Source organism: Reichenbachiella sp. MALMAid0571 (assembly GCF_040151475.1).
GTDB lineage: Bacteria > Bacteroidota > Bacteroidia > Cytophagales > Cyclobacteriaceae > CAXBNB01.
Genome location: NZ_JBDKWG010000110.1, coordinates 20,183 through 34,306 on the forward strand (window position 1 = coordinate 20,183; position 14,124 = coordinate 34,306).

Here is a 14,124-nt window from a genome sequence, read left to right on the forward strand (position 1 = left end):
TCTGTAGTTATAGTACCATTATTTAACTGCTATCCCTCAAAAAAGTTTGAGATTTCTTTATAATTATTTTCAGCTATCCAATCATTTTCAGTCTGAGCTTCATTATCAGAGTTGAAGCAATTAGCTTTGCGCTTCATTTTTAATACTATGGACAAAAAATCAATCAAATTATCTCATAACTCCACCTTAAATAAGGTAAACATTCCTCTCGCTTCTTCCAAAAGCGAAAGCAATCGTGTACTTATAATAAAACAATTGGCTGGAGAAAAAGCGATACTTCACAACCTCTCATCAGCAAGGGACACTCAAATAATGAAAGGCCTGTTGTCATCAAGCGACTATGAACTGAATGTACTGGATGCCGGCACAGTTATGAGATTTATGACAGCATTTTTGACCTTATCAAAAGAGGAAAGAATTTTGACGGGCACTGACAGGATGTGCAAAAGACCAATAGGCATTCTGGTAGATGCACTTAATGAAATTGGAAGTGGTATTGAGTACGTAGGAGAAACAGGATATCCACCACTCAAAATCAAAGGGACATCTGTTCAAAAAACCAGTGAACTGAAAATACCGGGCAACATAAGCAGCCAATACATTTCAGCACTTTTAATGATCGCTCCTGAGCTACCAAAAGGACTGGAAATAGAGTTATCAGGAGAAATTTATAGCCTACCATACATTAAAATGACCTTAAGCCTGATGTCAAAATTTGGCATTGATTATAAATTTGAAGGAAACAAAATCAGTATTTCCAATCAAAAATACTCTCCGGCAGAATATACAGTAGAGTCAGATTGGTCTGGTGCAAGCTACTGGTACAGCATGGTAGCCTTAGCAGAAAATGCAGAAATCAAATTGCTTGGGTTACGAAAAAACTCCTACCAGGGAGATAGTGCCATTGCTGAGATCATGACTCACCTGGGAGTAAACAGTGAATTTGTAGAAGGCGGAGTAATCCTGACCAAAACAGACCATCAAAAGTCACTCAAATATGATTTCAGAAACTGCCCGGATCTTGCGCAGACGATCATAGCAATAGGTGCCGCAAAAAAAATCGAACTTGAAATGACAGGTCTTGAAAGTTTGAAAATAAAAGAAACTGACAGAACCCGGGCCATGTCAACAGAAGTAGCTAAAATTGGTGGAAATCTTTTGGAGAAAGATTCTAAAACATGGAAGCTGACAGTTGACAGGCACTTTTTGATTCCGGATAATCTTTCATTTGATACTTATGAGGATCACCGGATGGCAATGGCTCTGGCTCCTCTTGCCACCAAATTTGATATCATTATAAACGATCCAAAAGTAGTGAGAAAATCCTATCCTGAATTTTGGGATCATCTGGGTACAGCAGGGATTTCCATTTCTTAACAAAAAAGGTTTTTAAAATACTCAGGAGCATAAAGCATTCTGCTCCCATACCAGGAGAACACCTCGCCATCAACCAAAAGTATTTTTGATTCTGGAAATATGTTTTGGTAGCAATTCAGGTGCTTCTCCTTAAAAGGAAAAGGCTCAGAAGAGAGGAAAACAAATTCCGGCTTGAAAGCAGACAAGGTTTCTTTGCTTAGTTCAGGATATCTTTCGTGCTTATCTGCTACATTAGCGAACCCCAAATAATCCATAACAGAATCTATATAGGTGTTTTTCCCGGCAACCATAGAAGGTTTGTGCCAAATAAAATACAGTACACTAGCTGAAAAGATATTCCTAACCCTTTCCCACTTTTCGCTTACATCTTCAACCAACCTGAATGCATTCTCAGCTTTACCTGTTAACTCACCAACAGCCAAAATCATATCCAATGCCTCATCAAAAATATTTACATCACTCACCCACACAGGATAGTTCTTTTCCAATTCCTGAATTCCTTCAATATAATTTTCCTCTTTATTGGCTAAAATCAGATCAGGTGAAATCTGATGTATTTTATCCATTTTAAAATTCTTTGTCCCCCCTACAAAGAGTGCCTCTTCCTTTATTTCAGGATGAACACAAAACTTAGTAATACCTCTCACATCATTTTTCAGTTCCAGATAGTAAAGCAATTCTGTAATAGAAGGCACAAGAGAAATTATTCTTTTTGGAGGGCAACTCACCTCTACTTCTCTACCTACCTGATCAATATATGTTTTATTCATTCCTCTCTTTAAAAAAAACATTCGAAATTATACTTTTATATGTTTATCACGATTCATTGGGTGATACAAATCGTTTCCTTTACAAGGATCACTCACATAAAAAAGTAAACAAACATATCAATACGGCATAATTAATTTGCTAAATTTGGCTCGAAGGACTCTGAGCACTTCATTCTTCAGAGTCACACAAAATAATTTTCAATAGCATGAACAGTAAGAACTTTATATGGTATGCCCTCCCAATGATGGCTTTGTTGTTACTTATGTGGTTGTATGAGCCTTGGTTCTACCAGAGATACATTGCCAGTACCAACATTGAAAACATAAAGAAAAAAGATTTCAAAGTAATAGGACACAAAGGTGCCGCAGGATATGCACCCGAAAACACTCTGTCTTCCTTACAGGTAGCACTGGATATGAATGTTGATATGATTGAAATCGACGTTCACATGACCAAAGATGGTGAAGTGGTGGTCTTTCATGACGAAGACGTATCCCGAACTACCAATGGTACAGGAAAAATTCATGAATTAACACTTGCCGAGGTTAAAGAATTGGATGCAGGGTCATGGTTTTCCCCCAAATTTGCCGGAGAAAAAGTACCAACACTCCGTGAAGCTATTAACCTAGTACATGGAAAAGCAGATATTCTAATAGATATCAAATCCAAAGGACATGAATTTTACGAGAATTTCCCTGAAAAAATTGTTGATATAATTGATGAAAAAGAAGACAATAAGGAATGGTGCATAGTGCAATCCTACGATCAGGAATATCTGGAACATGCCTATGCCCGTGATTCTACGATCAAAATGAAAAAACTAATGATGGGAGAAGATGAGTCAATGCTTTTTAGCTTTTACCTCAATTCCAAGTCTTTTATGACCAATAGAAACAAGCATCATTTCTTCGAAACCATCAATCCGCATTACTCTACGTTATCACAAAGAAGAATTTTCAGGCTTCATGCCAGAGGTTACAAAGTTCATACTTATGTTGTCAATGAACCAAAAGACATGATCAAAATGCTGAATATGGCTGTAGATGGTATAATTACGGACTACCCTGATAAACTTGTGAAAATCAGAGAAGATATACGAAAAATCCATAGCGACCGAAAAGAAAAGGAAGATAAAGAAAGCTAAATTTTCAAACATCCTTTCTTAAAAATGCCCAAATACCAAACCGGAGAAGAGTATTACAACAAAATATACCTTGTTTTCAATGCACTGATAGCGGCCACACTATTTCCGTTTGTTGTATTATTTCTAAATATAGAAAGAAACGGCACTTCTGATACCATACTAAATGATGAACCAGCTTATCTATTGGCATCTATACTATTGCTCATTTACACCTTCCTGTTTTATACTTCCATCAAATCATATAAAAAGGAATTGTCTCATATAAAAAAAGACAGGCCTCTCAGGGAAAAACTAGATAACTATTATTCTGTTTCCCTAAAAAAATATTTCAAACTAACCATTTGTTGTGCACTAATGGTTCTTGGCTTACTCCTCACTAAATATTTTCTTTTCATCATAGGATACATATTGGCGTTGGTAGTATTATCAATAGGACGACCGGTTTTGAATTCAATCATAAGTGAGATACCACTAAACGAATCTGAAATAAACATCTTAAATAATAAAGATGTGATCACCCCAGAATAATTACTAAACCAATTCTTGGTGCTCATTTTGTTCTGATTAAAACAAATCTGATTCTGCAATTAGCTGAATAAAAAGCAACAATGGTTACTCAAAAGAAGGAAATGTGCACATTATCGAACATTATTAAATTATCAATTTAAATAACAGAGAAGCGCACCATTTTTAATAATTATAATAAATCAATGAATAAATTATAATAATGATATAAAAAATTAAGATTCATTCAGATTACATCCATTTATTTCCAAGATCGCTTCATTTTTGGTAATTTTGCGGTTCTTTAATTGGCAAAAAGTCTGGATATTCCAGCGTTACAATCATAAAATTAGGATATGCAAGGATCAGGTTTATATCACCCCTCGTTAGAACACGACAGTTGTGGTGTAGGTTGTGTAGTAGATTATTCTGGAAAGAAATCTCATGAAGTAGTGGCAGATGCGTTGACCATGCTCGAAAACATGGAGCATAGAGGTGCAACAGGTAGCGATCCAAACACTGGCGATGGTGCCGGTATTTTGGTTCAGGTGCCTCATGACTTCTTTTCAGACAAAATGGGTGCATTCGGTATAGAGCTACCACCGGAAAAGGAGTATGGTGTAGGAATGATATTTTTCCCTAAACATTACGAAACACGGGAAGAGTGTAGAAAAGTGCTGAATGAATGCATAGAAAAATCAGGTCTTACACTGATTGGGTACCGCCTTGTACCTGTTGATGATTCGGTACCCGGCCATGAATCTAAAGCTGTAGAGCCATATATAGAGCAGGTATTCGTTAAGCCAATAGAAAAACTTAGCCCCGAAGACTTGGAAAGAAAATTATTTGTACTCGGTAATTATGCCACACACGAAGTGCAAAAAAACGTAGAGGCTGAAAACGATCAGTTTTATATCTGTAGCCTTTCAGCCAATACCATCGTATATAAAGGGCAATTAAAAACAGAGCAGGTTCCTAAGTACTTCCGTGACTTAACAGACCCTACATTCACTTCAGCTTTGGCTACAGTGCACTCCAGGTTTTCTACCAACACATTTCCAAAATGGAGATTGGCACAACCGTTTAGAGTGATTGCCCACAATGGTGAGATCAATACAATCAGAGGTAATGTCAACAAAATGAAATCAAAGGAAGCTTTGATGAATTCACCGTACTATACCGACGAAGAATTGAAATGGTTGCTTCCTGTTACCGATCCAAAAAACTCCGATTCTGCAAATCTTGATGCAATAGTAGAATTACTTTCTCTCAGTGGAAGATCATTGCCTCACTCCATGATGATGCTGGTACCTGAAGCATGGCAGGACAATGACCAAATGGATAAAGCAAGAAAAGCTTTCTATAAGTACCATGCTTCTATGATGGAGCCTTGGGATGGCCCTGCAGCTTTATTCTTTACCAACGGCAGTTTGATTGGTGCTACCCTTGACAGAAGTGGCCTTCGTCCTGTGAGATATTGCATTACCAGTGATAATAGATTGGTAATGGCATCTGAGGTAGGAGTCATCAATATAGACCAAAGTAAAGTGCTGGAAAAAGGGAGATTGCAACCGGGCAAAATGCTGATAGCTGACCTTAAAGCAAAGAAAATCTATAAAGATGACGAAGCTAAAGCCCAGGTTGTCGAAAACAAACCATATTCTGACTGGATCAACGAACAAAGAATCAAACTAAGATTGATCGAACCTCCGGAGTTTGAAGCAGAAAAAATACCATCAGGAATCTTGCTGAGCGAAATGAAAGCGTATGGCTATACTCAGGAAGATGTCAAAATGACTATTGCTCCTATGGCAGAAAAAGGAATGGAACCCGTTGGATCTATGGGTGCTGACTCTCCAATTCCGGTTTTGTCCCGGCAAAGTCAACACATTTCAAATTATTTTAAACAATTTTTCGCTCAGGTAAGTAACCCGCCGATTGATCCCATCAGGGAAAGAATGGTAATGTCTCTTTTCACAAGACTCGGAGAATCTTTGAACATTCTGGATGAATCTCCTGAACACACCAAGCAAATTCACATCTCACAACCGGTATTGTCAAGAAGTGCATTCAGTAAGTTAATCCATCTGGAGGACAAAGGGTTTACTGCAGCCACCATTGATGCCACCTATGATCCATGTGAAACTTCATTGGAAGATGCTTTAGATCTTATTTCAAAACAAAGTGAGGAAGCCACCAATAAAGGTATCAACATTCTGATTATCAGTAATAGAAATATCAGCAATAAAAGAGTACCTATTCCATCGTTACTATCAACTGGAGCAGTACATCATTATCTTATTGATAAAAGAATCAGGACAAAAGCCGGGCTTGTCATTGAAGGTGGAGATATTTGGGAAACACATCACTACGCCACTATTGTAGGCTATGGTGCCAGCTGTATTTTCCCGTTTAGGGTTTATGACATCATAGACCAGTTATATGACGAAAAAGTAATTGACAACTCAGTTCCTGTTAAACAATATCATGAAAATTACCGATATGGCATAGGAAAGGGATTACTTAAGATTTTGTCTAAAATGGGTATCAGTACCCTTCAATCTTATCAAAGTGCACAGATCTTCGAATGTGTCGGGCTAGGTCAGGATGTTATAGAAAAATGTTTCAAAGGGACATTAAGTCGTCTTGAGGGATTGACATTCGAAGGACTTGAAAAAGAATGCCTGGCCAAACATCAGGCTGCATATCCAAACAAAGAAATTAAAAATATACTTGAGGTTGGAGGATATTTCCAATGGAAAAGAAACGGAGAAGGTCATTTATTGAATCCGGAAACCATCCATTTGTTGCAAAAATCCACAAGACTGAATGATTATGGTTTGTTTAAAAAATATTCAAACAGCATATATGACCACCAAACAAAGCTTTACACACTAAGAAGCCTGTTTGAATTTAAGAAAAGAAAATCTGTAGCCATAGAGGAGGTAGAACCTATAGAGAGCATTCTCAAGAGGTTTGCCACAGGAGCTATGTCTTTCGGATCGATCTCTCACGAAGCTCACAGCACATTGGCAATAGCCATGAACAGGATCGGCGGAAAAAGTAACAGTGGAGAAGGTGGAGAAGATGAAGCCAGATTTATCAGAAAAGAAAACGGCGATTATGAAAGGTCTGCCATAAAACAAGTAGCATCAGGAAGGTTTGGAGTAAACAGCTACTACCTGTCGGAAGCCGAAGAAATACAGATCAAAATTGCTCAGGGAGCAAAGCCCGGAGAAGGAGGACAGCTTCCTGGCCATAAGGTAGATCACTGGATTGCCAGAGTTAGATTTTCAACCCCTGGTGTGGGGTTAATCTCTCCCCCACCTCACCACGACATCTACTCTATCGAGGATTTAAAGCAGTTGATTTATGACCTGAAAAATGCTAATCCAAATGCAAGGGTCAATGTAAAACTGGTGTCTGAAGCAGGTGTTGGTACAATCGCATCCGGGGTTTCCAAAGCCAAAGCAGATGTAATTCTGGTAAGCGGATATGACGGAGGAACAGGTGCATCTCCATTGAGTTCGATCCGTCATGCTGGTCTGCCATGGGAAATAGGATTGTCAGAAGCACATCAGACTCTTGTAAAAAATAACCTTAGAAGTAGAGTTGTGCTACAAACTGATGGCAAATTGATGACTGGAAGAGATGTTGCTATAGCAACGCTTTTGGGAGCAGAAGAATATGGATTTAGTACTACTGCCCTCATCGTTGAAGGGTGTATAATGATGAGAAAATGTCATCTGAATACTTGTCCCGTAGGTATAGCTACTCAAAACCCTGAACTTAGAAAGCTATTTACAGGTGACCCTCAGCATATTGTCAATTTCTTCACTTTCATTGCTATGGAGTTAAGGGAAATCATGGCTGAGCTTGGATTCAGAACTGTCAATGAAATGGTTGGGAAAGCCAAAACATTGAAAGTAAGATCGGATCTGGATCATTGGAAATTGCAAAGTCTTGACCTATCTCCTATTCTTTATGAAAGAGAAGTAAACTCTAATGTGGGCATATACCATCAGTTTGATCAGGATCATGAATTAGAAAACATATTAGACCGAAAACTCATAGCAGATTGGAAATCCGGAAAAACAGAAGTAAGTTATCCTATCATCAACATTGACAGGTCTGCCGGAGCGATGCTCTCTTATGAGATTTCATTGAAGCACAAAGCAAAAGGACTTCCTACAGATTCGTTCACTGTAAACTTTACAGGTTCGGCTGGTCAAAGTTTTGGAGTGTTCCTTGCAAAGGGTGTGAAATTCAATCTTGAAGGAGAAGCCAATGATTATGTAGGAAAAGGATTGTCTGGTGGAAAAATCGTAATCAAACCACCAAAAGAAGCCACTTTTGTTCCTCATGAAAACATCATTATAGGTAACGTAGCATTCTACGGAGCTACTTCCGGAAAGGCATTTATAAATGGGCTTGGCGGTGAACGCTTTTGTGTAAGAAACTCAGGTGCTGAAACAGTAGTAGAAGGAGTTGGTGATCACGGTTGTGAATACATGACTGGCGGGAAAGTAGTAATACTGGGAAATGTAGGTAAAAACTTTGCTGCCGGCATGAGTGGCGGTGTAGCTTATGTTTTCAATCCCAACGACAACTTTGCTATCAATTGCAACACTGAAATGGTAGATATCGACCAACCTGATGCAACAGACCTGAGTGATGTCAAGTCTATGGTGGAAGAGCACCTTGCTGAAACCAATAGTAAAATGGCTTCTTACATATTGAATGATTGGGAAGCACTGAGCAAATTTTTTATTAAAGTAATGCCACACGATATGAAAAGAGTATTGGCAGAGCAGAAACAACAAGAAGAAAAAGTAGCATAATATGGGACAAATTGATGGTTTTTTAAAATTCAACAGGGAGTTGCCCTCTTCGAGGAGTCCACAGGAAAGAATAAATGACTCTGAGGAAATTTACCTGCCGTTTGCTGATGAGAAAACAAAAACTCAGGCTGCAAGATGTATGGACTGTGGCGTTCCTTTTTGCCACAGTGGCTGTCCACTAGGCAATCAGATTCCTGATTTCAACGATGCTGTATATAAGGAAGACTGGAAAGAAGCCTATGATATTCTCTCTTCCACCAACAACTTTCCTGAATTTACCGGGCGAATTTGCCCCGCACCATGTGAGGCAAGTTGCGTTTTGTCAATCAACAAAAATCCTGTTGCTATAGAGCACATCGAAAAAAGCATTATTGAAAAAGCTTTTGAGAATGGCTGGGTGACACCAAAAATATCGGAGAAAACAGGCAAAAAAGTAGCGGTAGTAGGATCTGGCCCTGCCGGATTGGCGGCTGCTGCTCAACTCAGCAAAGTTGGACATGATGTTACGGTATTTGAAAGAGACGAAGTGGTTGGTGGATTACTACGAATCGGAATACCGGACTTCAAACTTGACAAACATATTGTAGAACGTCGTGTTGAACTATTGGAGCAACAAGGTATCACTTTCAAAACCAACACTAATGTCGGAGTAGATATCACTGCCACCGAATTGGTAAAGGAATACGATGCTACAGTATTGTGCGGCGGATCTACTATCCCTCGCGATATACCCATTCCCGGCAGAGAATTGAAAGGCATCCATTTTGCCATGAAATTTTTGGGGCAACAAAACAGAAGAGTTGCCGGAAGAGACATAAATGACGAAGAAATACTGGCTACAGGCAAAAACGTGCTTGTAATCGGAGGTGGGGATACAGGATCGGATTGCGTAGGCACGTCCAATAGACACAAAGCAAAGTCTGTTACCCAGATAGAACTGCTTTCCAAACCACCAACCGACAGAACGATAAAAAATCCCTGGCCTGAGTGGCCTATGGTAGTGCGAACCTCCACCTCACATGAAGAGGGTTGTGAAAGAGACTGGGCAATTCTCACCAAAGAATTTATTGGAAATGACAAAGGTGAGTTGACGGGGGTGAAGTTGGTAAATATAGAATGGAACGAAAAAGGTTTTACCGAAATAGAAGGCAGTGAGCAAATTATTCCTTGCGAACTGGTGTTGATAGCAGCCGGATTTGTGCACCCACAAAAAGAAGGAATGCTTGAACAATTGGGTGTAGAAATCGACAACAGAGGCAATGTAATTGCTAATGAAGGAGAATACCTTACCAGCGTTAAAAGCGTATTTGCTGCCGGAGATATGAGAAGAGGTCAGTCATTGGTAGTTTGGGCCATCTCAGAAGGCCGGGAAGCTGCAAGGCAAGTAGATGAGTACCTTATGGGAAAATCAGTCTTAGAATCCAAATCAACCTCCTTCTTCGAGTTGGGATAACATCAATCTGAATATGAAACATAATTCGAAATGCCTGTTCAAATTGATGAACAGGCATTTTTCATTTTACTTCCCGCTCTTCAAAACCATTGAGCTGGTGGTGAAATTATTTTTTTACTTCCAAACAAAATCACCATTTTCCACACTCCAGTCATTGCCAAAAAAACCAGTACATTCTATGGATTCATATTCTTTTTCAAAAACATCTTTGCCTAATACTGTAAGATCGGGAAATGCAGTACCTCCCATAAAATATTGGTTGGCATGGGCTGCCTTTATCCCTGCAAGCCCTGTACCTGCAACCACTCCTACCGAAGCAATGTCACTATCAGGCCGGGGATATATAAAATAACAACCCAAATCATCACCAGATACAATTCTATCCCCTATTTGTATTTTCCCATCTTCCACCTGAACAGGACTTTTGCTAAGAAGTAATTTCCATGCCTTATTGTTGTCTGCATTGCCATATACAATTACCCCCCTGTCTTTATACTTTTTCAGGTCAAATTGATTGTCCGGTATTATTTCTATCGATCCGTTTCCACGGTATCCAAATGTCTCTGCATCATACCTGGCTTTATAGTAATTCCAATCATTTACTTCTCTGGAACCACCAGTACCATACACAAAAACAACATTGTGGCGAAAAGCATCTTTAAAATTGCCAGATCTATGCGGTCCTTTTTCATTCAAATCGGGTTGTGAACTGGTTTCCCAATTCCCCTGCTTATTTTTAACCAGCCATATTTCAGACTGCATAGGCTCAACTGTCAGCGACCCTTCATCAATTTTAATTGACAATGGAAACTTTAAACCTGCCTTGTCCAAATCCAATTTCATGACCAATACATTTTCGGTTGTTCCTGACACTGACAGGGAATCTTTTCCTAATTGTAAGTTTACATTGCTAAGTTGATAAGGATGATTTTGCTGGTATATAGTTGCCCAATTGGAGCTGGCCGAAACTCCGGGGCTGGCCGTATAAAATTCCAATTTACGTACTTCGGTCGGTTTTGGTATTTCATGAGTTTTCAAAAAATCAAACAACGGAGGCCAGTCTGCTGAGTTTTTCCCATACCAGTGGCCACCTTCAGGATATTCATAATAGGCAAAGTCAGGATGAAAATCAGCCAATATTTTTTTCATTTCCCGGGCATGTTCTACCGAAACCACCTGATCATTATTTCCATGATTGATATATGCACCATAGTGTAAATAATTACGAACCAATAATTTAGTCCTTTGTGGATTACTCGCCCTTTCGTACATTTTTTGAATTGCCGTCTCAACCTTTCGGGTATGCTGAATCCATCCATGCAGTTCTGGATAACCTGCACAAGGAGCTATAGCTGCCCAATAATCGGGATAGGATGCTCCCAGATACCAACTGGCATGTCCACCCATAGAATGGCCAGTGAGATATATCTTTTGTGGATCCGGATTAAACAATTTTTTTCCAATAGCCAACACTTCCAGAGCGTCCAACCTGCCCCAATCTTCCCATGCGAACCCAAAAGGTCCCCGGTTGGTAGGTGCAATCAAATGCCCCCAATCTTTGGATGCATAAACACCCGCCTGATTTCGAGCCTGCACACCTGCACCATGCACGGAAAGAAAAAGTGCCGGATTTGTACCCTCCGGCACTTTTCCCGGTGAAACACTATAATATTGAACACTACCATCTATTCCACTAATAAAAGTACCATCGTGAAGCTCGCCTGACTCCTTATTTTTAAGTTGAAATGTGACCGAACTCAATTGCTTACCAGACTTGGCCAACAGGTTTACCTGTACCTCCACTTGCTCATCTTGTACCCCAGTCAATTCACTTATCTGAAAAGGAATACGTCTGGAGGTTAACCTTTCAATCGTTGGTACATCTGTTTTTGTTTTTTTGGTACCATTGACAATACTCTCTATTACATAGCCGGATGCAGGTTTTTCAGTAGCGTTAACGGCCATAATTCCACCCCATTTAAAGCCTGTTTCCTCCACTACAAGGTCTGGCAGAGTAATGTGATCGGTTGAGAGCATAACCGGAGAATCCGGAGCGTATAATGTAGCTCTCATTTTCGGATTTCTTCCCCCAACCAAATAGAATGTATTCAGCCCCTTCTTCAGTTTCACCGGAATCTTGGTTATTTTGAAATCAAAATGATCTCCTTCACGAGGTATTCCATTGACATAGGCTTTTGAATGACCTGAAGCATCAAACATCATAACTTGATCAGAAGGGCTTTCATATTCCAGATACAATCCTCCGTAGGCAAATTTATCACTATTGAAATAGCTGGTCTCGTCAGCTTCCAATGCTCCCCACCTTACTACACTATCGGCCGAATATCGCATCAAAATTCCATTGTCTGTGGGACGATCCAACGAGCCATCCATCAATTTAGAAACTACTATATCTGTCGGAAATTCTGATCTGGCATAGCGTGGGTATTTCACAAAAGGCCCGAGGTTTACAGCCAATCCTTTTTCGAAAGTTATAACTGAACCGCTCTGTGATAGTGTGCTGTGAGAAATACTGGTTGATAAAATCAGAAGTGTAGCAATTGCTACTATCTGATTTTTAAGACTACTACTTTTCATTTTTCAAATTGACATTAGATGGCCTGTGTATAAATACCTGTAAGTGAATGTCGTTGAAAGCTGAATAGTCCCCTAGCCAAAGGAAATCATTTTTTTCTTTCTATCCTATTGTTAGAAATCAATTGATAGAATTATGCAGAGTTTGTCTCTTGCAAAGATTTTACACCATGAATTAACAGCGAACCAGATTGATTCGGTTGTTTGCTGGAGACAAAACAGGGGTCTCACATTGCAGAAACCTTGAAGCATCCTTATGAGGTTTCTGCCTCCGCAGAAATGACGGAAACCGAGTGGAAGTGCATCACAATAAGCCAAGCACCATCTACTTGCAGTCATGTAGCTGGTTTTTATCTCAACTAACCAACAAGACCTTCGCTTTAACGTGACAAGAACACTATAAATATCAAAACAAAAACAGTACAATCCGAATCTGCAACTGTTGTCATCCTGAATGCAATGAAGGATCTCAATTCAGTTTTTGCCCTATTCAACCAGTCAACAAAACCTAAGAATTCAAATGTAAATACGTCATGAAGACCCAAGTCAAACATACAGACAGCCCTGCTATTGGATACTACCTTCAACTAAACTACAAGACCTTTCCTTCGTCAAGGTGACAAGGTGAGTTATTTTGTTTAAGTGAATCTCTAGGTCTACTGACTCGCAGGTGTTTTTAATTATCTCATGCCTCATCTACTGTCTCAACTTCCAATTCAATTCCTCCTGTCCACTTGGCAATCGCATTGTAAATCAAACATCCAATTGCTGCCATAATAAACCCAATAATTCCATACAGAAATGGCATAAAAATGAAAAAGAATCCACCTCCAAATGGAAAACCCGGAAAATTACCACCACCAAACATCGAACTTATAATTCCAAAAGGGATCATAAAAACTGCTGCAATTAGAAAATAAATGATACCTGAAACCTTTGCCGTCTGGTAAACTCCAAATTTTTTAATTCTTTTCATATTATTTGTTTTTAAGGTTGGTAAGTCAATTGTTATGATTTGTGATTAGTTCAGTCTAGTGGTTTGTTGGACACAAGTCCAACAAAGGCGAATGAACCCACATTCATGGAAGCATTTGCTATGTGGTGTATTTTCCTTTTAGTCGTTGAATGTCATTATGATACATTTTTTATGTAGCAGTTCGGCACAATTCACCAAAACGGCTTGACTTTGAAGCGTAACGCTTTGCGTTGCGCCTGCTGCAAAGCAGTATTCTTTATGAGCTTTTGTTGTGGTGTCGTTATTATACTTCCCTTCTTATTATGTCGGCTTTCACAAAATCGGGTGCATATCAAATTGTCGTTTATGCCACATTTTTAAATTCTGTATTAACCATCTTGATTACTTTGTCCCATTGTCCATTCATATGTGCCACCCTTAAATTTAGCATGTGCTGCGCACCTTGTTTAGTCCACCTTTGTCC

The 14,124-nt window shown here is 39.3% G+C and carries 8 protein-coding genes; 5 read left to right on the top strand and 3 right to left on the bottom strand.

The genetic code is table 11. The features are described 5' to 3' along the window. Positions 1–147 precede the first annotated feature (147 nt). A complete protein-coding gene (locus tag AAOP42_RS06235; RefSeq protein WP_349527610.1) occupies positions 148–1,377 on the top strand; it encodes a 3-phosphoshikimate 1-carboxyvinyltransferase in 1,230 nt (409 codons plus the stop codon). On the opposite strand, the gene AAOP42_RS06240 is transcribed toward AAOP42_RS06235, so the two are convergent. Then, positions 1,374–2,147 (bottom strand): ABC transporter substrate-binding protein, encoded by a 774-nt coding sequence (locus AAOP42_RS06240; RefSeq protein ID WP_349527611.1) that lies wholly within the window; start codon positions 2,145–2,147, stop codon positions 1,374–1,376. The two genes, AAOP42_RS06235 and AAOP42_RS06240, sit on opposite strands and share 4 nt — an antisense overlap. Positions 2,148–2,353: 206 nt before the next feature. Here AAOP42_RS06240 and AAOP42_RS06245 point away from each other — a divergent pair, with 206 nt between their 5' ends. From AAOP42_RS06245 to AAOP42_RS06260, 4 genes are all read left to right on the top strand, one after another. Further along, positions 2,354–3,292 carry a glycerophosphodiester phosphodiesterase gene (locus tag AAOP42_RS06245; protein WP_349527612.1) on the top strand — a complete coding sequence of 313 codons (939 nt, stop codon included), beginning with the start codon at positions 2,354–2,356 and terminating at the stop codon, positions 3,290–3,292. Between the two features lie 24 nt (positions 3,293–3,316). Next, positions 3,317–3,820: a hypothetical protein gene (locus tag AAOP42_RS06250; protein ID WP_349527613.1), complete on the top strand. Its 504-nt coding sequence runs from the start codon at positions 3,317–3,319 to the stop codon at positions 3,818–3,820. A 332-nt stretch (positions 3,821–4,152) separates the two neighbouring features. Further along, a complete protein-coding gene (gene gltB, locus AAOP42_RS06255) occupies positions 4,153–8,637 on the top strand; it encodes a glutamate synthase large subunit (protein WP_349527614.1) in 4,485 nt (1,494 codons plus the stop codon). A gap of 1 nt (position 8,638) precedes the next feature. Further along, the gene (locus AAOP42_RS06260; RefSeq protein ID WP_349527615.1) at positions 8,639–10,090 is read left to right on the top strand and encodes a glutamate synthase subunit beta; all 1,452 of its coding nucleotides are present in this window, start codon (positions 8,639–8,641) and stop codon (positions 10,088–10,090) included. A 114-nt stretch (positions 10,091–10,204) separates the two neighbouring features. Here the strand turns inward: AAOP42_RS06260 and AAOP42_RS06265 are convergent, their stop codons facing one another. Next, positions 10,205–12,688, bottom strand: a complete 2,484-nt coding sequence (locus AAOP42_RS06265) for a carboxylesterase family protein (protein WP_349527616.1) — start codon at positions 12,686–12,688, stop codon at positions 10,205–10,207. A gap of 682 nt (positions 12,689–13,370) precedes the next feature. Beyond that, positions 13,371–13,661, bottom strand: a complete 291-nt coding sequence (locus AAOP42_RS06270) for a hypothetical protein (RefSeq protein ID WP_349527617.1) — start codon at positions 13,659–13,661, stop codon at positions 13,371–13,373. Positions 13,662–14,124: the final 463 nt, after the last annotated feature.

What these genes read in the sequence shown, in the direction of transcription:
- AAOP42_RS06235 (WP_349527610.1), top strand. Translation starts at nt 148, where the DNA reads ATGGACAAAAAATCAATCAAATTATCTCATAACTCCACCTTAAATAAG.
- AAOP42_RS06240 (WP_349527611.1), bottom strand. Translation starts at nt 2,147, where the DNA reads ATGAATAAAACATATATTGATCAGGTAGGTAGAGAAGTAGAGGTGAGT.
- AAOP42_RS06245 (WP_349527612.1), top strand. Translation starts at nt 2,354, where the DNA reads ATGAACAGTAAGAACTTTATATGGTATGCCCTCCCAATGATGGCTTTG.
- AAOP42_RS06250 (WP_349527613.1), top strand. Translation starts at nt 3,317, where the DNA reads ATGCCCAAATACCAAACCGGAGAAGAGTATTACAACAAAATATACCTT.
- gltB (WP_349527614.1), top strand. Translation starts at nt 4,153, where the DNA reads ATGCAAGGATCAGGTTTATATCACCCCTCGTTAGAACACGACAGTTGT.
- AAOP42_RS06260 (WP_349527615.1), top strand. Translation starts at nt 8,639, where the DNA reads ATGGGACAAATTGATGGTTTTTTAAAATTCAACAGGGAGTTGCCCTCT.
- AAOP42_RS06265 (WP_349527616.1), bottom strand. Translation starts at nt 12,688, where the DNA reads ATGAAAAGTAGTAGTCTTAAAAATCAGATAGTAGCAATTGCTACACTT.
- AAOP42_RS06270 (WP_349527617.1), bottom strand. Translation starts at nt 13,661, where the DNA reads ATGAAAAGAATTAAAAAATTTGGAGTTTACCAGACGGCAAAGGTTTCA.